The following is a 22,803-nucleotide window of genomic DNA, read 5'->3' on the forward strand; positions in this document are numbered from 1 at the left end:
ATGAGTCTTGGAACCTATAGCTAGAAAAGTCCATTCTTGCCTCCATTGAAAGCAAGCCACACATTGATGGAGTCACCATGCAAGAGGTTATTGACGGTTTTCTGAAGTTCCAGCGCGAGGCTTTTGTTGAGCGTACAGAGCTGTTCAAACGTCTGGCCACCAGCCAGAACCCACGCACCCTATTTATCTCATGTTCCGACAGCCGATTGGTGCCGGAACTGATCACCCAACGCGAACCGGGCGACCTGTTCGTTATCCGCAACGCAGGCAATATCGTGCCTTCTTTCGGGCCTGAGCCTGGTGGTGTTTCAGCCTCGGTTGAATATGCCGTTGCCGCGCTAGGCGTAGAGGATATTGTGATTTGCGGCCACTCCGATTGCGGCGCCATGACCGCCATTGCCACCTGCAAATGCCTGGATCACATGCCAACCGTAGCCAACTGGCTGCGCTATGCCGATGCGGCCAAGGCGGTCAATCAGGCCAATGAGCACGCCAGCGAGCACGATCGCATTAACTCGATGGTGCGTGAAAACGTCATTGCCCAACTGACCAACCTGAAAACTCACCCTTCGGTCGCGCTGGCGCTCGATCGAGGCAATCTGCGGCTACATGGCTGGATCTACGATATCGCTACCGGCTGTATTGACGCATTAGATGGCAATACCCGCCGTTTCGTACCGCTGGCGAGCAACCCGAGCGTCACCGCCAGCCCAGCCATGCAACGTTTCTAACCTATTAATCATCAAGAGGATTTCACATGACACAATCTCTACAAAACACTTGCGCACGCCAGAACCTGACCGACATCATCATGGATGCCAAAATCCGCCAGGGCCTGACCTTTGAGGCGATTAACCAAGGCACCGGCTTGAGCCTAGCGTTCGTCACCGCCGCACTGCTTGGCCAGCATCCGTTGCCGGAACAGGCCGCCCGCGTGGTTGCAGCAAAATTGGGTTTGGATGAAGATGCGGTGCACCTGCTGCAAGCCATCCCGGTACGCGGCAGTATCCCCGGCGGTGTGCCGACCGACCCGACCATCTATCGTTTCTACGAGATGGTACAGATCTACGGCTCAACCCTGCGGGCGCTGGTACATGAACAATTTGGTGACGGGGTGATCAGCGCGATCAACTTCAAGCTGGATATCAAAAAGGTCCAGGATCCCGATGGCGGTGAACGCGCGGTGATCACGCTGGATGGTAAGTACCTGCCAACCAAGCCATTTTAAGTTATCAAATTATTAAGTTAATACAATCCAGCGCCGGAACCTCGGCGCTGGATCATTCAACCATGAAAATGGCGGCTATCCGCCGGAGCCTGCTCACGCGGTTCCAAGCCATAATCCCGCACCACCTCTGCCACCCGCAGCCGGTAATATTCCAACACCTCATGCCTGCCACGCGCCTGGGCCTGACGGTGTTGCTCCAGGTTGCGCCACTGCTGTACCGCCGCCTCATCACGCCAGAACGACAGCGATAACAACTTGTCCGGCTCGCTCAGGCTCTGAAAACGTTCGATAGAGATAAAGCCGTCAATTTCTGCCAGCAACGGTTTCAGCTCCGCCGCCAACTCTAGATAGGTTTCCCGCTGCCCAGCGGCAGCCCGTAGTTCAAAAATCACCGCGATCATCATCGTTCTCCTCGGCAGTATAAAATTCAGGTACACGCGCATTTTGCGAAACACGCCAGCGAAACTGGCTTAACAGTTCGGGCTTAAGGTTGAGTTTGGATAAATGGCCGATCCCCACCAAGGCGATCAACCATGCCCAACGTTCTCCAGGGCAACGATGAGCACCATGACCAAAGGCAAAACTCTCCTGCGGCGTTTTCAACTGCACCAATACGCTCTGCCCCACCGCCAGCGTTTGACCATCAAGCAACGTAGCCTGTCGCGCAAACCTACGGGTAGTATGGATCGGTGGAGTTTGCTGCAACACCGCCTGGATCAACGCCTCTGCCGGTTGATGGCGCTGACTTGTCAGTAACAGCGTCTGGCCGATTAATCCGGCGGTCCCCTCACAGGCTTGGAACAGTAGCCCGATGGCATTGGCTATCGCCAGAGCACGATCGCCAATGTATTGGCACAATTGATAGAGCAGCGGCCCATCAGCCTGCTGCATACGAGTTTGCAATTTTCCGGCGGCAATGGCCCCCGCAGCCATCTGCTCTGCGCTACCGCCAGGAGCAATACAGCGCACAAAGTCCAACACCTCGTCCACCAAGGCAGATCGATCCTGATGGGCCACGCCCAATAAGTCTGCCAGCACGCAAATCGGCAAAGCGTAGTTAAACCGGGTGAGTTGCTCTGCCGTTGTCAAACCGGCCGCTAACCGTTGAGCCACGCAAACCGTAGTCTGGCGGATCTCATCGTCTGTGAACGCGGCCAGAGCCGCCTCGATCGCCCCCTTTAATTCACGCTGCCCGGCACCATCATTCATACGTACCAGAGAGGCGAAAATCGATTGAGCGGGCGTCCCAATTAAAGCTGCGGGCACCGGCTCATCCTTGGGGCGAACGCCGAGGTGAGGATGGGTTAAGGCTTCACGCACCGCTTGCTGCGATGCAACTGAAAAGGGGCAGGCCGTCATGGCAATTTCCTTCAGATGAGAATAGAGAGCAGACATTGTCGGGTTAGACGAGCAGCAATACTTCGGTTATTCTCGAAGTATGAATGACAATACGCTTGAAGACCGCCTGGCCGCATTGACGGCCGCTATCGCCGATCGCACCCGAGCGCGCATGCTGTGCCTGCTGATGGATGGGCGCGCCTATACCGCAACGGAGCTGAGTGCGGCGGTGGACGTCGCGGCCTCCACCGCCAGCAGTCATCTGGCACGTTTGCAGGAACAGAATCTGATCGGCTGTGTCAAACAGGGCCGCAATCGCTTTTACCGTCTGGCGGGCAAACCGGTGGCCGACATGCTGGAAAGCCTGATGGCGTTGGCCGGTGTAGAACGCCCGACGGTCAAAAGTAGCACTCCGGCCTCATTACGTTATGCACGAACCTGCTATGACCACATGGCGGGTGAGATCGCGGTCCAATTACATCATCAGTTGCTGGCACGGGCCTGGCTAATCGGGGATAACGACTATCAGCTCAGTGAGGCTGGGCAGGCTGCCTTGACACAGTTGGGTATCGATTGCTCCCCAGCCCCGACCCGGCGGCGCTTTGCCTGCGATTGTCTGGACTGGAGCGAACGTAAGGCTCACCTCGGTGGCGCACTGGGCGCTGCCATATTGGCCGCATTTGAAAAGCGCGGATGGGTTCAGCGCCAGCTAGACAGCCGTGAGCTGCAACTGACCGCCGCCGGTAGAAAAGCGCTGAGCGCACATTTTGGCCTGGCGCTTTAAATGCCTGACGCGCTAGCTTAGCTGCCATACTCAATGGGTTTACCTGTTGACGATCCCGTCATATCCGAGGAGTTATCATGTCCGATATTAACCAATTCCCGATCGCCAAACGTTGGCCAGCCAAGCATCCAGAACGGTTACAACTCTACTCGCTGCCGACCCCTAATGGAGTGAAAGTCTCCATCATGCTCGAAGAGATCGGCCTACCTTATGAGGCACACCTGATCGATATCGGCAAAAATGAAACCTGGACGCCGGAGTTCCTGTCGCTCAACCCTAACGGTAAAATCCCGGCGATCCTCGATCCTGCCGGCCCAGACGGCAAACCGTTAGCGTTGTTCGAGTCCGGGGCTATCCTGCTGTATCTGGCAGAGAAATGCGGTCAGTTGTTACCCAAGGATCCCGCCCAGCGTTATGAAACCATCCAGTGGGTGTTTTTCCAGATGGCGTCCGTTGGGCCAATGTTCGGTCAGCTAGGCTTCTTCCACAAATTCGCCGGGCGTGAATATGAAGACAAACGGCCATTTGAACGCTACCAGAAGGAGTCCAAACGGCTGTTGGGTGTGCTGGAAGAACGGCTGCAAGGGCGCGATTGGATCATGGGTTCGGAATACACCATTGCCGATATCTCCCTGCTCGGCTGGGTACGCAACCTGATCGGTTTTTATGAAGCGCGCGACGTGGTGGAGTTCGACAACTTCCCCCTTGTTGGCCAATGGCTGGAACGCGGATTGGCAAGGCCAGCCGTACAGCGCGGCATCAATATTCCTGCCCGCCAAGCCTGATAACCCATTGGGATAGCCAGGAAAGGCTATCCCTTCTCACTCGTCTTTCGTCATAAAAATGTCACTTTCCTGCTCTACTCTCCCGTGTAACAAAATAATGCCAACCGTATTTTTGTATTACGACAAGGAGCCCTACCCATGCAGCAGTCCGTTTCCCTGATCGCCAGCGCCGTATTATCCGCTCTGTTATGCTCCACCGCCCTGGCTGACAACAATCAGCTCAACAACCGCGCGGCTCGTGGCGATATTACCGAGCCCGGCGGTGCACGCCGATTGGCAAGCGATCAAACCGCCGCCCTGCAAGCTTCGCTGTCGAATAAAACCGCCAAAAACGTGATCCTGCTAATCGGCGACGGCATGGGCGATTCGGAAATCACCGGTGCACGCAACTATGCCGAAGGCGCAGGCGGTTATTTCAAGGGGATCGATGCCCTGCCGCTGACCGGCCAATACACCCACTACTCACTGGATAAGAAAAGCCATAAACCGGACTATGTCACCGACTCTGCCGCCTCGGCCACCGCCTGGGCTACCGGCGTCAAAGCCTACAACGGCGCGTTAGGCGTGGATGTGAATGGCAAAGATCAACCGACGATTTTGGAACTGGCCAAGGCCGCAGGTAAAGCCACCGGCAACGTCTCCACGGCGGAACTGCAAGATGCCACACCGGCGGCACTGGTTTCGCACGTAACCTCGCGCAAGTGCTACGGCCCAGAGGAGACCAGTGAGCAATGTGCCAGCAACGCGCTGGAAAACGGCGGGCACGGATCAATCACCGAGCAGTTGATTAAAACCCGTGCCGACGTCACGCTAGGCGGTGGGGCAAAATCCTTCGCTCAGTTGGCGAAAAGCGGTGAATGGCAGGGGAAAACGCTGAAAGCCCAGGCCACCGCGTTAGGCTACCAATGGGTGGAGGATGCCGAAGGTCTGAACGCGATTAACCTCGCCAATCAGCAAAAGCCGCTGTTAGGCCTGTTTGCACCAGGCAATATGCCAGTACGTTGGAAGGGGCCAAAAGCGTCCTACCACGGTAATCTCGATCAGCCTGCGGTGACCTGTGAGAATAACCCAGAGCGCGGCACCAATGTGCCAACGCTGGCGGCGATGACCGAGAAAGCCATCGAGCTGCTGAAGAACAATCCGAACGGTTTCTTCCTGCAGGTGGAAGGGGCATCCATCGACAAACAGGATCATGATGCCAACCCATGCGGCCAGTTTGGCGAAACGGTCGATCTGGATGAGGCAGTACAAAAAGCGTTGGAGTTCGCCCGCGCCGATGGTAATACCCTGGTGATCGTCACCGCCGACCACGCTCATTCCAGCCAGATTATTGCCGCCAAGGCCAAGGCACCGGGGCTGACCCAATCATTAACCACCAAAGACGGCGCGGTGATGACCATCAGCTATGGCAACTCGGAAGAAGGCTCTCAGGGCCATACCGGTACTCAGTTGCGCGTTGCCGCTTATGGCCCGCATGCCGCCAATATTGTGGGGCTGACCGATCAGACCGACCTGTTCTTCACCATGCGCGACGCCATGAACATCAAGTGATCCAGAGGGGGCGTGTTCCCCTCACCCTAACCCTCTCCCAAAAGGAGAGGGGACCGATCGAGTTCGCTGATTTTTCTGCGTAATATATCAACCATCTATCTTTCTCATCACGTTCCGGAACAGCACGGCCTCATCAGAGACGCAGGGCAACTCCCTCTCCCAAAAGGAGAGGGGACTGATCGAGTTCGCTGATTTTTCTGCGTAATACTTCATCCATCTTCTTTCTCATCACGTTCCGGAACAGCACGGCCTCATCAGAGACGCAGAGCAACTCTCTCTCCCAAAAAGTAGGGAGGACCGATCGAGTTCGCTGATTTTTCTACGTAATACATCACCCATCTATCTTTCTCATCACGTTCTCGAGCAGCGCAGCCTCATCAGAGACGCAGGGGGGCTCTCTCACCCTATGGGTTGAGGAGCAGCTAAACCCCTACCCCTGGCGGAGCATTTTTCGCCACGTCAATTATCCAAGTTTACCCTTGCGTAACCGCCCATGCGCGCCTATTATCAAAGAATAAACTTGGATTATTAAGTCCCATTTGACTGTGACCCGAATGTCGTCGCTGCAGGAGAATTAAACCAATGGATCGCGCCAATATCATTCATGACTTGCTGAACTGGATCGAAAACCACCTGGATCAACCGCTGCTGTTGGATAACGTGGCGGCAAAATCTGGCTACTCCAAATGGCATCTACAACGTATGTTCCGCAGTACCACTGGTCATGCGCTCGGCAGCTATATCCGCGAGCGCCGTTTGTCCAAGGCCGCACAGGCACTACGCGCTACCCCTCGCCCAATACTGGATATCGCCCTGCAGTTCCATTTTGATTCCCAGCCTTCATTTTCCCGGGCCTTTAAAAAGCAGTTCGGTGAAACGCCAGCGGTCTATCGCCGCACGCCGCAGCAAGATGAAGTGGCCCTCTCCTCAGAGCACAGCTATCGGCACAGCACACCGAGCCTGCATTCACTGTACAAGCGCCAATGCGTAGACGAAGGCTGCACCAACTGGGTCGGCCAGCGTTAAAAGCAAAAAGGCCAACGGGTGTATAAACCCATTGGCCTTTTCAGCTCCCGCTAAACGGGCGCAGCAGCACCTCACCCTATTGAACTGAGTGATGTCTTATCAGTTATATTCGAGGGTAAAGGTGGCAATCGATTTGATGGTACCGCCCTTCATTTTCGCTGCAGTCTGGTAGTAACGCGCTTTGAGCGGCAAAGTGATGGTATTGGTCTGGTTGGCAATAGTATGCCCGGCATACACCGCCGTGCCGCTAGTGATTGGCGTTGAGTTATTGCCGGTCAGCAGTTGGACTCCAACGCCGCTGGCGGCATTGCTATCCTGTACAGGCTGGAGTACGCCCGGTGCATTCGAGGTATCGCGGGTATAGTCAAAACGTACGTTCACCAGCCCCTCCCCTGTACCACCAGGCAACAGCTCCGTCCCCGAACCACCGACGCAGTTGATATTAATCGAAAAGTCCTGCTCTGCGGCGGTACTGCCCACGCCTTTAAACGCCGCAGTCGCCACCGTACTCAGGTTGATCACCTTGTTTTTCGAACCGGCGTCCACCGAACAGGACGAGGTGACAATGGTGATACTGTTCGCCAATACGTGGGAGATCAGGATCGGTCTTGAAGGGCCCGTCCCATCCGCATAGTAAGATGAATACTGCCCGGGGGCTAACGAGCCGGTACCGGTATTCTGGGCAATCTTGATCACCTCAACCACAAAATACCCCTCAGCCAGATACACCGCGCCGTTACGGTAGATCTCATGCGGGTAATAGGCTCCTTCCTGTGTGCCGATCTGGCGATAAAGCCGCAACCCCACCCCCGGCACGTTGGTGGTCCAGATTTTGTCGCTGATGGAGCTCGGGCCGCCTTGTAAAATGCGACCGTACAACGTGCTATTACCGCTGCAAGAAATATTGTTATCCCGGCTGATATCGAACTTGCCGGTGGCCAGGATATCGCCCACCTTGGTATCCGGCGTAATCAATACCCTGCCGACGTTCATAATGATGTCCTGCGGCCTGGTCGTATTAACTCGACATTGAGCATATGCCTGTTGCCCGGCCAACATCAGTAACAAAAACAGCATGGCTGATTTAGGGCGCTGGCGCATGGCGGTGAATTTATGGATAACGTTGATCATTTGCAGCTCGCCTCGATAATTTCGTAATCAGTGCTGTTTTGTGTTTTGGCCTGGTAGTTCACGGCACACTGTTGTGTCGGCTGAGTACCCCATTTCACCAACAGCAGTCCCTGTAACGCTTCGGTACGCAGATAGATGCGGCTGCCCTGGCCGACGATACCGATCACCTGGTTACGGGTATCCAATACTTCGGCACCAAAAGGTAATGCCGTGTTGTTCGGGCCCAGCGCATGGATAATCAGCGCCTGACCTTTGATGGTCTTGAACTCCAGCTTGGCAATCGCACCGGCATAAGGTGCTACCTGCTGACTGCTGCTTTCCAGCTCGACATCGCGTGACATGCCGTTAGGATCCAGCGTAACGTTGGTCATGCGGTATGGGGCAACATAAGGCACCACCGCATAGCCGTTGTCATCGATTCGCACCCCAGGAGAATTGGTGACGATCGCCCCTGCGGCATCCGGCGCTTCAACCAGCACCATGGTTTGGCCACGCTGAGGCGTCATGGTCACGCCACCGCCATGTGCCACCACGCTGCCGGAAGCCCCGATGGACGACTGACGGAAATCACGGCCATAGCTGTAAGAACCGTTCATGGTGGCGAAACGACTGCGGTATTCCCCACTCACGCTGGTATTGGTCCCGCCGCTCTGGTCGTTAGCCAAAGTGGCGCTGTAGCTGATGTTGTTATCTTCCCCGGTGGAGCCGTTAATCCCGATGCGGCTGCTGTCGTAGCCTTGGTCGTTGTAGGCCAATGCGCTGTTCAGGCTGATGTTTTGCGAGCCAATGTTGAACGGGATCGAGAAGTTCAGGAAGTAACGGGTTTCATCGTGGTTATAAGTATCGGTGGTACGCATGGCGGACAAACCGTAGGTAACTCGGCCGATGAAGTTGTTGTAACCCACCTGATACTGTTTGGAGGTACCGCCACGGTTCCAGTAATCGCGCACCGAACCGGTGATATACAGCGATCCCAGATTGGCACCCAGGCCCTGATTCAGCGTAAGCTGATATTCACTGCGCTGGCGGTTAACCGCATCGGCACTTAAACCCCGGCTCTCGTTATCACGGGCATACACCGCATCACGCAGTGACAAATAGCCGGAAGTCGAGTAGCGGTAAGCCGCAATGGTGAAGTTGGTGTTGGTTTCCGACATCAGCTTGCTGTAGCTGATCTTGTAGCTCTGGCCGGACAGATCACCCTGTTTCAGGCGGGTGTTAGCCTGAGTCACGTCGACGGCAAAAGCCCCCAACGGTGTTGCCACCGCACTCCCCAGCAGCACCGCGCTGTAACCGTCACTCACGGTCGCCCCGGTGTAACCAGTCAGAATATTGGTAAACCCGCGCTGATAAGTCGCCTGGAACATCTCGGGCAAGGTATGTAAATTATCATCGCGAACTTGGCCAGCGGTTAACGCATAGCGCTGGATCCCCGGGCGCAACATCTGTGCCACCGAAGCATAGGGAACGCTGAACTGGCGCACGGAACCATCGGCCTCATTGACCGTGACGTCCAGATCGCCGCCGTAGCCGGTCGGGAACAGATCGTTAATCACGAACTCGCCCGGCGCTACCGTGGTTTGATAGATCAACTGGTTGTTCTGGCGAACTTCCACCAAGGCGTTGCTTTGTGCCACACCGCGCACTACGGGTGCATAGCCGTTAAGGGAATCCGGCAGCATGCGATCGTCGGTACTCAGTTGCGCCCCGCGAAAACCGATCGAATCAAAGAAGTCCCCGCTGGTAAACGCATCCCCCAAAGTCAGCATGCCGCGCACACCCGGAATGGCCCGCTGCGCATAGGTGGCCGTATTCTGCCAATGGGTGCTGTCCTGACTACGCCAGTTCACATTCGAGTCATGGCGCAACTGCCAACCGGCAATATTCACCCCGGCGTTCATCGTCAGATAAGCGTTGGTCGAGTCCGAATTCCCGCCGCTATTTGAGCTGTGCGAATTAAAAGCGTTGAAGTTATAGGACAGAAAGCCTGCGGTGATGCCGCGATCCCAGAATTTCGGATCGACATAACCGCGTGCGGTACGTCGCAGCGCGACCTGAGGAACGCTGACATCCATACGCAAAGTGCTGGTATTGAGGCGGTAAGACGCTTCCGGCACCCATTCCCCCAGCGGCTTACAGCTGCTGGTCGTCACCGCCGGATCGCTGCCCATTGCCGCAGTATCGACGCCAAACTCTTCCAGAGACAGCAGGCTAAAGCAGGTATCGGCACTGTCTTTACCCGGCACGCTCTTGAATTCAATGTTCTTTTTACCCTTCCATTCCCCATTGACGTAGACATCCAGAGAATATTTCCCCGCCAATACCGGGTTACCATCACGAAAGCGCGAAAGATCCACGCCTTGTGCCTGGCCAACCAGGAAATTGCTGTTGAAAGTGGCTTCGACCGGTGCAGCGGCCTGGTTGACATCGCTTTGAACCGCTGCCAGCGAAAATGCCGGGGTGGTCAGGCAAAGGGCACTTCCGGTCAACAGCAGGATGGATCTGTAATTGAAAAGTGCCGACTTGACGGCGGCAGAGATAGGTAACTCGTTCATATCCATGCATTCCTTTACCAAATTAAGCGTCCCCGTCGGCTGACTTCACATCGCGGCATGGGGCTTTCCAGGAGTTACTTTTGCTGATTTTTACTGCGTTGAACCCGGCCACCAAAGTCATTGATGGTGGTGTACTCAATATCAGCGATCCGTGAACTATCACCGGAAAAGGCCAGCGTTTTTTCCTGGCCAGGCGCCAGCATGTCGCCATGCGGTGCCAACGTGACTTTCTTACGGTTGACAACGGCATTGATTTCGGTGAAGGAGACATAAAACGGCGTGGGATTTTTCACTTTCACACCGCCAGCCACGAAGTTCCACTGCAGTTTTTCTGGCGCGTCATTGGCTACGCCGCTCAGGCCTTCCGGGCGATAGAACAACTTCACACGGGTTCTGAAGGCCACCTGCAGGAAGTTTTCTGGCGTAGTGTCGGCGGCCGTTCCGGTCGGTGCCGGGGGAATTTCCAGCACGTTCAACCAGAACAGAGATTCTTTGTCCTGCGTCAACGCCGAAGTCGTCAGCGAAACGCGCAGCGCCTGGCCACCGTTTGGCTCAATGCGGCTGATAGGAGGCGAAATAATAAAGGGAGCTTTGCTGTTTTCTGGCGTCGTTTCCGCGTTGCCCTCATCGATCCAGGCCTGGATCAGCGCCGGGGCGGTCCCATTATTGGATAATTGGACGGTCACTTCCCGCTGTTTGGCCGGATAAATAACGCGTGTACCGTTCACAATAACGCTGGCAAAAGCGCTGCTGCTGAAAAGCACGGCCATCAGCAATACGCTGTATTTCTTAATCGATGTTTTCATTTTAATATCACTACTATAGAAATACAGCGGGGGAAAAGTTTCCACCCGCCAGAATAGATACCCGATGATTTTCACTCCCTGCAATTAGAAGCTATCAGGGCGAAACTATTCGCCCCGAAAGGTCACAGGGAGGAAGCAACATTTAACTAGAAAAGGAACGGGTAATAATTTATTGGTAGATGATGGTGTATTGTACGTTAGAGGTCACATCACCAGCACCCGCCGCTGCGGTTGCGAAATATTCAGCGTAGTAGTTCAGGTCAGCTGAATCACCTTCATTGGCCACGGTAACCCACTGGGAGTTAGTCTGTGCACCGTTGTTGGTGGCAGCCAGAATTGGCAGGAACTGGTTGTTGCTACCCAGCAGCTGGATTTGCACGTTGGTCGCAGCATTGGTTTTGGTTTGGTTATTCAAACGACCCGTTTTGAAATCAACGGTTGAACCTGGTTCGAAATAGGTTGCTACCTGGCCTTTAGAGCATTTGGTCAGGTTAATTGCGAATGGAGTACGACCCGCAGTAGCGCTAACCGCATTCAGGGTAGAAGAAGATACGGTTGGCAGGGTAACGGTAAAATCTTTACCACCCGGGGTGCTGATAGTACAGGTCTGGTCGGTCACTTTACCGTTGAAAGTAATAGTACCATCGGCAGCCTGTGCTGAAAGAGAAGGAATGGCGGTGGCGCATACAGTCAGTGCTAATACAGCAGACAGCTTAGAGATTTTCATATTTTCGACTCTCGGTGAATTAATACATCCGTTAAGTACATTCAACGATGCTACTCCCTGTCAGGAATGAAGCCCGATGAATCCATTGCCCGGCGAAATATAGTCCAAGAACATTCTCATTGATAAATCGTTTAAAACATTCATATTGCCTCTCATGATAGGAAAAAACTATCAACAAATACCTATCGATCGATGTTGACGATTTACCCAGTTCGTAATAATCTTAATTCGTCAAGGTTAGCGGTCAAAAAATTCGATAAAACGCCGAAAAACCAGAATATAACTCTGTTATTGCGCTTTTAGCCATCTTGAGCGCAACCGTGTTCCCTCTGAAATTTCAATCTTTTAGAGGAATTTACCACCAGGTAAGATGATTCTTTCTTTAATAAGATTATTACCAATAAACAGTCATTTATTTCTTAGTTTATTGTTTAAAATCATACAGATAAATTTCAATCAAAGGATTGAGGAATGCGCAGCGTTTTTAACGGTAAAAATAACGGAATTAATTATGTTTTCCAGCCCATGTTCGCCAAATCTGGGCAACTGCTGGCCGTTGAATGTTTATCGCGCTTCTCTTTCGATAGCAAATTTGCGCATTTCTCTCCGGAACAATTCTTCCAACAGGCCGATCGCGAAACCCGCGTCGAGATCCTGCATCAACAAATTGAATTGATAGAAAAATACCGTGACTGGTTTCAACAACACCAGATCATTGCCACCATCAATGTCGACGACCATTCGCTGCAGGAGCTGGCGAACGGTGCGTTGGCCGATAAAATCCGCGCGATGAATTGCCTGCATTTCGAAATCAACGAAAACGCCAGCAGGCTGGTAAAAAATCGCGTCCATAACGACCCCTCTCTGAATAATTATTCATTTTGGCTCGATGATTTTGGTTCTGGCTATGCCGGGTTTTCCGCCTTGTATAACAGCCGTTTCCGCTTCGTTAAACTCGATCGACAGCTGCTGTGGGACTTTATGAAAAAGCCCGGTGGCGATGGGTTGATGCGTGCCTTGTTGCGTTTTTTTCACCTGAATCATTACCGGGTGATTATCGAAGGGGTTGAAACGCGCGAACAAAAAAAATGGCTGGACGAAATGCCCTACTATGCACTGCAGGGGAAGCTGTGGCAGGAATCCAGCATCAAAGATTTAAATCAGCTGCTTGCTGCTGAATACTTTTAACTCATTATGGGTATCCCCAATATGTCTAAAAACAATGTCCTGGTGATTAGTGAGTGTAAGTACAGCTATGTCGGGCTTTCAATGCTGTTGAAAAAGCATTATGGCAAGTACGATATCAAGCTGTTTTCGGACTTTATGCACGGTGGCGCAAAGGCGGAGAAAATTATCAAGCATGATATTGCGTTGATTTTCACCTCGCAAAATCTGGAGCAAAGCGTCAACGTGATCGAAAGCCTGGTGTCTGTGCATCAGCAACACATGAGCTCAACGCGTATTCTGGTGTTTTATGATGATGAGCGGGTGGCCAAGCTGTTGGCGATCCTGGGGATCTCTGTAGAACTGGTATCGGCTCGCATGCCGCTTTATTTACTAGAGGAAAAAGTGGAAAACCTGCTGGCGAGCGAAGAGTCGGGGCAATTGAAGGTGCAGAAAACCCGCGAGCTCAGCCCGGCAGAAAGCGATGTGATCTTCAACCTGTTGCGCGGCGATAGTCTGCTGAACATTGCAGCCAAGCGAGGCACCCATCCGAAAACTATTTTTTCACAGAAATACAGTGCATTGAAGAAATTGCGTCTGCGAAATATGAGCACTATTTTCGTCACCAACGGCTGACTCAGGCGAGTATAGTAAAGGGGCGAGTTCATCGATTGAACGTCGCCCCTCGTCGATATACCACCATGCCCTCTCCCGATTATTTATACAAATCCGCGGTGCCGTAAACGTGGTTATTAACGGTAACCGAAGTAATGCGATAAGCACTTGCCCCCTGCCGTTGCGCATCGGCGGCGATCGCCTGTTCAAAGCTGCTCAACGTTGTCGTCTGGCTGGAAACCTCTCCGATTTTTTGCAGCCCTTGTGCAGCACTGCTTGTTACCGGCATGGCCGCCATGACACCGCTGCTGGCTGCAGCCAGCACCAAAGCCAAAATTACAGTTTTCATCATAAAATCCTCTCACTAGCTTGGTGATAACCGGCAGCAAAAGCCGCCGGAGGGATTATGCCTTTACTGACTCATTGCGTCTTTCTTCATGCCATCTTTAGCCATAGAGTCTTTCTTCATGCTGTCTTTGGCCATGTGATCCTTCTTCATGCCGTCTTTGGCCATAGAGTCCTTCTTCATGCAATCTTTATCCATGCACTCTTTTTTCATTCCCTGTTTTGCCATCCCGTCGTGGGACATCTGGCTCATACCGTCCTTTTTCATCGCGTCCTTGCCCATGCTATCGGCCGCATTGGCTCCGGTGATACCCAGCATCAGCGCGCTACACATCATCATGGCAAATAACTTTTTCATGGTATTTCCTTTTCTTGGTTAATCGGCACGCGTCGTGCCATGAAACTGCACCGGCGGCAATCAACTACCGCCAAACCAGTTGTAGCCTTGGTCTTCCCAGTAACCGCCGGGAAAGTGGTTGGTGACTTCGATCACTTGAATATGTTTGGGATTCTTGTAACCCAGCTTGGTGGGCATCCGCAATTTCATCGGATAGCCGTATTTACGCGGTAAAATCTGCCCGTCGTAGGTCAGCGCCATCAGCGTTTGCGGATGCAACGCCGTGGCCATATCGATGCTGGTGTAATAGTCATCAGCACATTTAAAACCGATATAGCGGGCGTTCAGATCCGCACCAATCGCCTTCAGGAAGGTGGCAAACGGCACCCCACCCCATTTGCCGATGGCGCTCCAGCCTTCCACACAGATGTGCCTTGTGATCTGGCTGATTTGCGTCATCTGATGCAGTTGTGCCAACGTCCAGGGCTGCTTGTGCAGCACCAACCCCGCCACTTCCAGCCGATAGTCATCACCATTGATATCCGGCGCCTGATCCTCGCTATAGAAAGCATTGAACGGGAATGGGCGAGTGATCATCGATTCGGCATACTCTGGTGCCAGATGATTGGCATTGAACAGCCAGCCCTGAACCCGATCGTTAAAGCGTGAGATGCGGCTCAAGGCCTGATCTACCTGAGTGTTATCGCTGAGATCGCAGCCAGTCAGCATCGCCACGCCCCCCAGGGTCAAGCCATTGCGCAGAAAACGGCGGCGCGACGACGATGCCAACTGGCGCGCTAGCAGGCGCTGTGCCTCTTTAACGATATCCTGGCCTTCGCTCAGGCTGAGAGGGGGTTTTTCCATTTTCATCTGTGTCTCCTTAGCGCCCACGTAACATGGCCAGCAGCGTACGTGGCACCAGGGCCACCATTACCAGATGGATCACCACGAAACCAACCAGCGTCGTCATGGCAAAAAAGTGAACATAGCGAGCCGCGTCGTAACCTCCAAGCAAGGTGCGAAGCAGAGGAAACTGCACCGATTTCCACAACACCAGCCCAGAAAGCACCATCAGGACGCTGACTGCGATGGCCACCAGATAGGCCACACGCTGTACCATGTTGTAGTGGCGCGGATCGGCGTGTGACAACTTGCCTCGCAGTGCGGCCCATAGATCGGCCACAAACTTCCTGGGGCTGAGCGGCCAGAATTGGCGTTTAAAGCGGCCGCTGAACAGGTTGATCAGCAGATAGCACAGGCCGTTGATGCCAAACAGCCACATACCGGCAAAATGCCATTGCAGCGCGCCCCCCAGCCAACCGCCTAACGTCAGCTCATTGATAAAGCTAAAGTTAAACAACGGGGAAGCGTTATAAATGCGCCAACCGCTGGTGACCATAATCAACATGGCAAGTGCGTTCAGCCAGTGTGTCAGCCTTAGCCACAGCGGGTGGATAAGGGTCTGTTTCGCCGTGATCATCGCTTCTCTCCTGCCCCGTCTCGGTTCGATGTCAGCAGTATTCAACGGATTTGTTCCCCAAGACCTCACGCAAAGTTAAATAAAATGTGATCACTTCCAGGGTGGGGGTTGTGTAGACTTCAGGTAGACCAGTTAACTGCGGTAGAGAAAATGGAAAAGGCAAAACGAATTTTGATCGTCGAAGACGACGGCCATATCGCCGAACTGTTGCAACTGCATCTGCGCGATGAGGGCTATGACATCAGCCACGCGGCCGATGGCAATCTGGGCATGGCAATGCTGGAACAAGGAGGTTGGGACGCGCTGATCCTCGATCTGATGCTGCCGGGCATCGATGGCCTGGAAATCTGCCGTCGCGCCCGCAATATGACGCGCTATACGCCAATCATTATCACCAGCGCCCGCTCTAGTGAAGTCCACCGGGTACTCGGGTTGGAGCTGGGGGCTGACGACTATTTGGCTAAACCCTTTTCCATGCTGGAGCTGGTCGCCCGCGTCAAAGCCCTGTTTCGCCGCCAAGAGGCGATGACCCGTAACCTCCGGATGGAGGCAGGAACGTTAAGCATGAACGGGCTGGTGATAGATCCCATCGCTCGCGAGGTTTTTCTAAACCAGCAAACGGTGGAACTGACACCGCGCGAGTTCGACCTGCTGTATTTTTTCGCCCGCCACCCTGGCAAAGTATTTTCCCGCCTCAGCCTGCTCAATCAGGTCTGGGGCTATCAACACGAAGGGTATGAACACACGGTGAATACCCACATTAACCGGCTACGGATCAAGATTGAGCGCAACCCGGCAGAACCCGAGCACATTCTCACCGTGTGGGGCATGGGCTATAAATTCGCGGCTTCGCCGCAAGGGTAAATGATGAAAAATCTCACGCTGACACAACGCCTGACTCTGGTTTTCGCCCTGCTGCTGCTGATCTGTTGTTCGATTTCCGGTTGGTTACAGGTGCGCAGCAGCACGCAATATAGCCAGGCGGTGATCCAACGGCTTTCCACCAATCTGGCGCAGCATATCGCCACCAGCAACCCACTGTTGAGTTCGCAGGGCTGGAACGATCGGTCGGTGCATACCCTGTTCGATCAACTGATGGCGGTTAATCCGAGCGTTGAGGTTTATCTGCTGGATAAACAAGGCAATATCGTTGGCAATGCGGCACCTGCCGGGCACATGAAACGCCAAAAGGTCGACCTGTTGCCGATACAGACATTGTTGAACGGGGCCGAAATGCCCCTCTATGGTGACGACCCGCGTAATCTCAATAATCAAAAAGTCTTCAGCGCCGCGCCGCTGCGGGTAAATGGTGAGATTGAAGGCTATCTCTACGTAGTGCTGCTGGGGGAGGATTATGATGCGCTGGCCAATAGCGCCCAGATCAACTCTGCCATTTATACCGCGCTGTGGTCGATGGGGCTGGTGGCGCTGTTCGGGCTGCTGGCCGGTGGCATTGCTTTCCACTGGGTGACACGGCCGATCCGCCGCCTGACTCAGCAGGTTAATGCGCTGGATAGCGATGGCATCGCAGCACTGCAAGCCTATGCCAATACCCCTGCAGAGAGCCACCGCCGTGATGAGGTCAGCCAGTTACAGCAGGCATTCCGCCGTATGGCACAGCGCATTACTGAACAGTGGCAAACCCTGTCACAACAGGACCAGCAACGGCGCGAGTTTATCGCCAATATCTCTCACGATCTGCGTACTCCACTAACCTCTCTGCATGGTTATCTGGAAACGCTGTCGGTGAAATCAGCCAGCCTGACACCCACCGATCGTCAACGCTACCTGGAGATCGCCCTGGCGCAGAGCCGCAAAGTCGGGCGGCTGGCGCAAGAGCTATTTGAGCTGGCCAGGCTTGAGTACGGCGTAGTGAAACCTCAGAAAGAACCGTTCTCCCTCAGTGAATTGGTGCAGGACGTATTCCAGAAGTTCGAATTGGCCGCCGAGGCTCGCCAGCAGCGCCTGCTTGCCGATATTCAGCCGGGCATCCCCCAGGTGTTTGCCGACTTGAGCATGATGGAACGGGTGCTGACCAACCTGCTGGATAACGCGATCCGCCATACGCCAAGCGGTGGAGAGATCGAAGTGCGCCTGTGGCCACAGGGTAATAAGGTGATGGTTCAGGTCAATGACAGCGGGCCTGGCATTCCCTTGGAGCTGCGGCCTGATTTGTTTATCCGCCCGTCAATTCTCAACCATGCCCGCCGCCATGCGGGAGGTTTGGGGCTGATGATTGTCAAACGCATTCTGCAGTTACACGACAGTGACATTATGCTGGTGGATCAGCAGCATGCTGGAGCCTGCTTTCGTTTCTCCGTGTCGGTACTATGACTAAAGTACCGACAGCCAGTCCCCATGGAAGGGCTTAGGGCGTATCAGCGCCCTGTATGATTGCCACCTGTTGCCCTCTTCGGCACAGCGATTTAATTGAGCAACTCATAATAGGATAAGGCCCCTAATGTCGGCACTTTAACGACTTCATTGGCTGGCTCACCAAACTCTCGCTCTTGGCCTATCTCGTCATTGACCACGTTGACCTGATAGGGAATGAGATTGGGGATAATGGCATAACCACGGCTGTCGGTAACCACATCAACCTGCTCAGGGATCGTCGCATTGGGATACTTTTTGCTATATACCAGTGCGTTAGTGTCACCTAACGTTGGCCCTAAGGTGATCCCCGCCTGATGGGCAACCAACGAACCTGAGCTGTTCGCCGAGTAGAGCGCATAGTTTGTTCCAGACTGGTATCTGATAGCCGATTCCCCCGCAGCATAGCGGTAATTGGCATTCGCCTGATAATTTGCCTTGCTCTTTTTTCCCCTGCGGCTAGTCACCCGGTAGTTAAGGTTGTTATTTAAATGTCTACCGCTGACGCCAAGTTCCGTTTGATAGTGATCGTAGGGGTTATAGCTGTATCCCAGATTCAGGCTGGTGTTATCAATCCCCATGCTCTTTAAGGGTACCCTGAAGGTAATACCAAAGAGCATTTCATTTTTTTGCGTAGGATATTGATAGTATGTCAGGTCAAGATCATAGGATAAGTTGACGGTGTTTTGCATAAACTTCAGTGAGTAGAACGTCCGCTTGCCTTGATCTTCTTTGTATTTTTCCTGGTTAATACTTAACGATAAGCTCTGTGAGGTGCCGATCAATGCACTTAGCGAAAAATCAAAACCATATTCCTTTTTATAGTAATCACAGCAATAGTAATCTGTTTTAGCATTATAGGAGTAATTATTGAAATCATTATAATGAGGTTGTAGATAATACTCGCCATTTAACCTGATGCTGGCATTCGCCTTGTTGAAATTAGCCACATAGTGTAAACGCAACTTCTCACCGGTTACCTTTCCCTTCTCTGCCGATGTTATACTGCTGTACTGGTGATTAAAGGTAACATCACCGAATTGATTGAGTCGCTGACCAATACCCAGTGAGTGGCTATAGTAATTTTGCGCTATCAACGTGCCACCAAATAAAGAGCTTTGTGCAGTGAGTCCATACCCAGCGCCACCCTGAAAAAAATTGGGATTAGACTCCTCCATTCTCTCACTACTCATAAACTTTCCGAATGAGATATCATATTTCCACCTATTCTTATCCAGGATATTGTCAAGTCGACTCCAGGGTACGTCATAATAAATGATACTCCCGTCGCTTTCTCTCACCGTCATGGTAATAGAACCCGACTTGTCAAACAGTTTGATATTTCTCAGCACGAAGTCCCCGGATTGAACCATCGTTCGACAAACCGGTTTGCCGTTCTGCCGGATCTCAACTTCAGCATCACTGGTGGCCACACCGTATACCCAAGGCAACACCGGCCCCTGTGTCGAAGGAAACATATTATCGTCCGAGGACAATTTTATCCCGCGATAAGGAAAGGGATCCAGATAGAAAGTATTATTGTAACCCTCACCAAAATGCAGGCGAGAATTTATCACGGAGATGTCTCTTTCAGCGTAGAGATCGGAAAATTTTATCCGTTGCTGTGGCATACCTTCATTATCATGAAACTGCCGTGATCTTAACCGCCAGTGTTGATAGTTGATGCCTGACTCTAACTCCACCACCACGTTATCTTTTCTTTTCCTCCTGACATAACGCTCGCCCTGATATTTCTTATAGTTAATATCATAGTTTATCAAAATGGCTGGAATGCCTTCATCTCTATACTCGATAGCCAGGCGAGGATCGGCCTTAACCTCCGTCGACTCCAAGAATGTAAAAATGAGAAAATTCACCTTATCAATTAAGGTAACGGTAATATTTAATGGATAAAGATCTTTAACTTTGATACAGCCGGTTTCTGGTACCTCACTGCTGTTTGCGGGTGAGAGGATTTGCCATTCTATAAGCTTTTGTCTATCAAAACACGGAAAACCGTCGTCCGCCACGTCCAATTCAATATGACCTATATCCCGCTCTCCTTCGGATATATAAAAATACTCCCCTGCATTGGCAAAACAGGCTGCCATTAATAGAATAGGGAAAACGAATAAGTTTTTATTCATATTGCGCGGATGGAAATAATGGGATGTATAAAAATGCACCGGCAGTCATCATTAAACATACCGGTACATTATTATTTAATTAGAACAGGTTACTTACCTTCGACAGAAGGCAGGATCGCATCTAATTTATCAAGCTCACGCATCATAGCACGATAAACATAGAGTTTGGACTGAGCATGGCGCCCATCCAATTTGTTTGCTGCGGCAAGATCACGAAGCTTTTTAACCAATTTCAGGGTATTGGGTTGGTTGGCATCAGCCTTAGGAATGGCGCTATATTCTGCAAAGAGATCCTGCCACTCGGCTTCCCAAGCCTCTTGCTGGTTGTACCCTGGGGTGATTGCAGTTCTGGTTTTAGCGGCAACGGATCCGCAATATTTATGCGCACCACCGCGGGTACCGTAAATAACCCAGAGAGGTGATTTATCCCGAGGATCATTGCCATATGACTGGATATCACTGACGCACTTGGTGACTTCATTACGCATATTTTGCTCTTGGCTGCTGATACCAGCAAAAGCATTCGCAGAGAACGCCAGAGTACCAAGCATCAAAAGCCCAATTTTGCTTTTATTCATCTATATAGATCCTTCTAGAATAATTAATTAAAAACATGAATACGCCGTTCTTAAAGGCAAAAGGACCTTAATTTATAGCATTTATTAAGACAATAAAATTCAGCTGAAATGTTTTACTTTCAGATCTTTCATGAGAAATTCTTTAACATAGCCAGTTAATTCTCAAATAAACACTGGAAATGATAATATTATCATGCTATTAATTACACCAAGATCGAACGTTTTATAACCAACTGTAATGTAAAACAGCGACCTGGTTCGCTTACAAGTGACCTATATCATTAAGAAAGCGTCTGAGATTCAGAATAAATCCAGACAAAGGCGACCTGACTAATTTTAGCCAGGCCGACTGACAGAGGAATTGTTTGAACTCACGCAGCTGGCGTAAACTCAGAAGGAGTCCTTCTTTCCTAGTGCGGTGATGCCGGATGTATTCCAAAAATGGCAGTTTCATCCCAGTAACGGGTTCTGAACGCTAACAGCAGCTGCATAAAGCCAACCGGATTCAGCCCCAGCTTGCGCATAATATTCAGCTTATGGGTGCAAACGGTCTTATAGCTCCGGCCAATAACCTGAGCGGCATGTTGCGCATTAGCTCCGGAAACCATCAACCCCAAAATGCGCCATTCACACGCTGATAATGGCAGCTGTCTCTGCGACAATAGCTGCCGCATCGTTGGGCTACGAAAACTGGCCGTAGGATGGGCCGCCGAAATGGCGGCCAGCAAATAATTCACCTTATCACGCTTGGCTACTAATGAGAGGTGTTTTTGCGCCGCAAGCAGCGATAAAATATCCGGGTTGCCGAGGTCGGTGAAAACCACCAAGGACGCCTTTGGCCAAAGCTTACCGGCGGTCAACACAAATCGCACCACCTGATAAATGTCTTCGGTATAATGGTAGAGCTCCATAATAACCGTTTGCTGTTCATTACTGTTGAGTGATGAAACAATCTCGTTCAGACTACTTAGACGGCTGATTTTTTTATTTTTCGGGTCAATCAATGACTGCAGACCGATATTGACCAAAGGATGGGGATCAAAGATAATAAAAGTATCGTTATAAAAGGTATGCATAATCAACTATTCCATTGAAATATTTTATTTTTTAGCTTATAGAAACCACCTGAAACCTGCGTTCCCTGCCGAACGGTCAATAAAAACTAGCTATTTAAGTGCAACTTTTATCCACGTTGATAAACTTATCGTTATAAATAATAAACTTCTGCCCCTGCAATTTGATGCCCGGATGCGACAGCGTATCCCCAGGGCGTAAATACTCGGTGATCCCCTCTTCATCGGTGCTATCACAGCCAGGTTTCAACAGAAACTTAAAAAAGGTATTACCGGTGTTTTTGAGCGTTCCGCGCTGCTTGTCAAGCTGGTAGTCAAACTTGCTCACACGCGGTCTGACCACCAGAATGGTATCCATAACCACGATCGGCTCCAGGTTGGCACCGGCTTTCTTGTTCTGCCCAGCCGTCAGCAGGTCAGTCGGTACCTCGCGAAATGAGACGCGATAATAACGCTCTTTATTATCCTTCGGCCCATGGTAATAGAACTTGTAATATTCCCCCTGCCCTGCCCGCAGTGTCAGTTGCTTAGGGGCAAACAGCAATTCACCCTCTGCCGGGCGGGTTCGCACCTCTTGCTCCCCTGGCCGATCGATGGCACGAATGGAAACCTGATAAAACCGGGCGCTGGCGTTATTGTTCAACACCCGCTTGGCGACAAAGGACTGATCCTGATCCATCGCAAACGTCATGGTACCCACGTTGATCGCCCCGGCGGTAAAGGGCAGGAATATTAGCCATAGCAGCAGAGTTTTCACATT

General features: G+C 52.0%; 24 protein-coding genes. 10 read left to right on the forward strand and 14 right to left on the reverse strand.

Annotated features, from left to right (window positions below; genetic code table 11):
• Positions 1-77: 77 nt before the first annotated feature.
• Both ACKWMY_RS08935 and cynS read left to right on the forward strand, forming a co-directional pair.
• The gene (locus ACKWMY_RS08935; RefSeq protein ID WP_021180560.1) at positions 78-731 is read left to right on the forward strand and encodes a carbonic anhydrase; all 654 of its coding nucleotides are present in this window, start codon (positions 78-80) and stop codon (positions 729-731) included.
• A gap of 26 nt (positions 732-757) precedes the next feature.
• On the forward strand, positions 758-1,228 hold the full coding sequence (gene cynS, locus ACKWMY_RS08940) for a cyanase (protein WP_409486198.1): 471 nt from the start codon (positions 758-760) through the stop codon (positions 1,226-1,228).
• A 56-nt stretch (positions 1,229-1,284) separates the two neighbouring features.
• On the opposite strand, the gene ACKWMY_RS08945 is transcribed toward cynS, so the two are convergent.
• Together ACKWMY_RS08945 and ACKWMY_RS08950 are read right to left on the reverse strand one after the other, a co-directional pair.
• Complete coding sequence (locus ACKWMY_RS08945; RefSeq protein ID WP_098928001.1) at positions 1,285-1,629, reverse strand: antibiotic biosynthesis monooxygenase family protein; 345 nt, start codon at positions 1,627-1,629, stop codon at positions 1,285-1,287.
• A complete protein-coding gene (locus ACKWMY_RS08950) occupies positions 1,610-2,587 on the reverse strand; it encodes a cytochrome P450 (protein ID WP_409486199.1) in 978 nt (325 codons plus the stop codon). The genes ACKWMY_RS08945 and ACKWMY_RS08950 overlap by 20 nt, the downstream gene beginning before the upstream one ends.
• A 79-nt stretch (positions 2,588-2,666) precedes the next feature.
• Between ACKWMY_RS08950 and ACKWMY_RS08955 the strand changes: the two genes are divergently transcribed.
• The 4 genes from ACKWMY_RS08955 (at position 2,667) to ACKWMY_RS08970 (ending at position 6,712) form a co-directional block, all read left to right on the forward strand.
• Positions 2,667-3,350, forward strand: a complete 684-nt coding sequence (locus ACKWMY_RS08955) for an ArsR/SmtB family transcription factor (RefSeq protein WP_074031722.1) — start codon at positions 2,667-2,669, stop codon at positions 3,348-3,350.
• Between the two features lie 77 nt (positions 3,351-3,427).
• Positions 3,428-4,135, forward strand: coding sequence for a glutathione S-transferase N-terminal domain-containing protein (locus ACKWMY_RS08960; RefSeq protein WP_199063743.1), 708 nt, complete (start codon positions 3,428-3,430; stop codon positions 4,133-4,135).
• Positions 4,136-4,273: 138 nt separating this feature from the next.
• A complete protein-coding gene (gene phoA / locus ACKWMY_RS08965) occupies positions 4,274-5,686 on the forward strand; it encodes an alkaline phosphatase (RefSeq protein ID WP_409486200.1) in 1,413 nt (470 codons plus the stop codon).
• Between the two features lie 582 nt (positions 5,687-6,268).
• Entirely contained in the window at positions 6,269-6,712 is a 444-nt protein-coding gene (locus ACKWMY_RS08970; protein WP_021180553.1) for a helix-turn-helix domain-containing protein, read from the forward strand.
• Between the two features lie 99 nt (positions 6,713-6,811).
• Here the strand turns inward: ACKWMY_RS08970 and ACKWMY_RS08975 are convergent, their stop codons facing one another.
• From ACKWMY_RS08975 to ACKWMY_RS08990, 4 genes are all read right to left on the reverse strand, one after another.
• On the reverse strand, positions 6,812-7,843 hold the full coding sequence (locus tag ACKWMY_RS08975; RefSeq protein ID WP_024527547.1) for a fimbrial protein: 1,032 nt from the start codon (positions 7,841-7,843) through the stop codon (positions 6,812-6,814).
• Positions 7,840-10,398, reverse strand: coding sequence for a fimbria/pilus outer membrane usher protein (locus ACKWMY_RS08980; RefSeq protein WP_409486201.1), 2,559 nt, complete (start codon positions 10,396-10,398; stop codon positions 7,840-7,842). The genes ACKWMY_RS08975 and ACKWMY_RS08980 overlap by 4 nt, the downstream gene beginning before the upstream one ends.
• A 74-nt stretch (positions 10,399-10,472) precedes the next feature.
• Positions 10,473-11,204 carry a molecular chaperone gene (locus ACKWMY_RS08985; protein WP_024527545.1) on the reverse strand — a complete coding sequence of 244 codons (732 nt, stop codon included), beginning with the start codon at positions 11,202-11,204 and terminating at the stop codon, positions 10,473-10,475.
• Positions 11,205-11,373: 169 nt separating this feature from the next.
• A complete protein-coding gene (locus ACKWMY_RS08990; protein WP_021180549.1) occupies positions 11,374-11,931 on the reverse strand; it encodes a fimbrial protein in 558 nt (185 codons plus the stop codon).
• Between the two features lie 471 nt (positions 11,932-12,402).
• Between ACKWMY_RS08990 and ACKWMY_RS08995 the strand changes: the two genes are divergently transcribed.
• Together ACKWMY_RS08995 and ACKWMY_RS09000 are read left to right on the forward strand one after the other, a co-directional pair.
• Positions 12,403-13,119 (forward strand): EAL domain-containing protein, encoded by a 717-nt coding sequence (locus ACKWMY_RS08995; RefSeq protein ID WP_074031719.1) that lies wholly within the window; start codon positions 12,403-12,405, stop codon positions 13,117-13,119.
• 21 nt (positions 13,120-13,140) lie between these two features.
• Positions 13,141-13,731: a helix-turn-helix transcriptional regulator gene (locus ACKWMY_RS09000; protein ID WP_024527543.1), complete on the forward strand. Its 591-nt coding sequence runs from the start codon at positions 13,141-13,143 to the stop codon at positions 13,729-13,731.
• 79 nt (positions 13,732-13,810) lie between these two features.
• On the opposite strand, the gene ACKWMY_RS09005 is transcribed toward ACKWMY_RS09000, so the two are convergent.
• Genes ACKWMY_RS09005 through ACKWMY_RS09020 form a run of 4 tightly spaced genes read right to left on the reverse strand, consistent with a single transcriptional unit; the run spans position 13,811 to position 15,872 of the window.
• Positions 13,811-14,062, reverse strand: coding sequence for a YdgH/BhsA/McbA-like domain containing protein (locus ACKWMY_RS09005; protein ID WP_080673319.1), 252 nt, complete (start codon positions 14,060-14,062; stop codon positions 13,811-13,813).
• Positions 14,063-14,122: 60 nt separating this feature from the next.
• Positions 14,123-14,413, reverse strand: coding sequence for a pentapeptide MXKDX repeat protein (locus tag ACKWMY_RS09010; protein ID WP_024527541.1), 291 nt, complete (start codon positions 14,411-14,413; stop codon positions 14,123-14,125).
• Between the two features lie 60 nt (positions 14,414-14,473).
• Positions 14,474-15,262: a molybdopterin-dependent oxidoreductase gene (locus ACKWMY_RS09015; protein WP_199063718.1), complete on the reverse strand. Its 789-nt coding sequence runs from the start codon at positions 15,260-15,262 to the stop codon at positions 14,474-14,476.
• Positions 15,263-15,272: 10 nt separating this feature from the next.
• Positions 15,273-15,872, reverse strand: coding sequence for a cytochrome b/b6 domain-containing protein (locus ACKWMY_RS09020; protein ID WP_024527540.1), 600 nt, complete (start codon positions 15,870-15,872; stop codon positions 15,273-15,275).
• Positions 15,873-16,022: 150 nt separating this feature from the next.
• Between ACKWMY_RS09020 and ACKWMY_RS09025 the strand changes: the two genes are divergently transcribed.
• Positions 16,023-16,736: a response regulator transcription factor gene (locus ACKWMY_RS09025; RefSeq protein ID WP_024527539.1), complete on the forward strand. Its 714-nt coding sequence runs from the start codon at positions 16,023-16,025 to the stop codon at positions 16,734-16,736.
• A 3-nt stretch (positions 16,737-16,739) separates the two neighbouring features.
• Entirely contained in the window at positions 16,740-18,206 is a 1,467-nt protein-coding gene (locus ACKWMY_RS09030) for a HAMP domain-containing sensor histidine kinase (RefSeq protein WP_024527538.1), read from the forward strand.
• A 92-nt stretch (positions 18,207-18,298) separates the two neighbouring features.
• Here ACKWMY_RS09030 and ACKWMY_RS09035 read toward each other — a convergent pair whose 3' ends face one another.
• From ACKWMY_RS09035 to ACKWMY_RS09050, 4 genes are all read right to left on the reverse strand, one after another.
• Positions 18,299-20,431, reverse strand: coding sequence for a fimbria/pilus outer membrane usher protein (locus ACKWMY_RS09035; protein ID WP_409486202.1), 2,133 nt, complete (start codon positions 20,429-20,431; stop codon positions 18,299-18,301).
• A gap of 50 nt (positions 20,432-20,481) precedes the next feature.
• The gene (locus tag ACKWMY_RS09040) at positions 20,482-20,970 is read right to left on the reverse strand and encodes a hypothetical protein (RefSeq protein ID WP_024527536.1); all 489 of its coding nucleotides are present in this window, start codon (positions 20,968-20,970) and stop codon (positions 20,482-20,484) included.
• Positions 20,971-21,380: 410 nt separating this feature from the next.
• Positions 21,381-22,046 carry a LuxR C-terminal-related transcriptional regulator gene (locus ACKWMY_RS09045; RefSeq protein ID WP_233169451.1) on the reverse strand — a complete coding sequence of 222 codons (666 nt, stop codon included), beginning with the start codon at positions 22,044-22,046 and terminating at the stop codon, positions 21,381-21,383.
• A 94-nt stretch (positions 22,047-22,140) separates the two neighbouring features.
• On the reverse strand, positions 22,141-22,800 hold the full coding sequence (locus tag ACKWMY_RS09050) for a hypothetical protein (protein WP_409486203.1): 660 nt from the start codon (positions 22,798-22,800) through the stop codon (positions 22,141-22,143).
• Positions 22,801-22,803 lie beyond the last annotated feature (3 nt).

Origin of the sequence: Serratia sp. J2, assembly GCF_046269175.1 — a bacterium.
GTDB classification, from domain to species: Bacteria; Pseudomonadota; Gammaproteobacteria; order Enterobacterales; family Enterobacteriaceae; genus Chania; species Chania fonticola_C.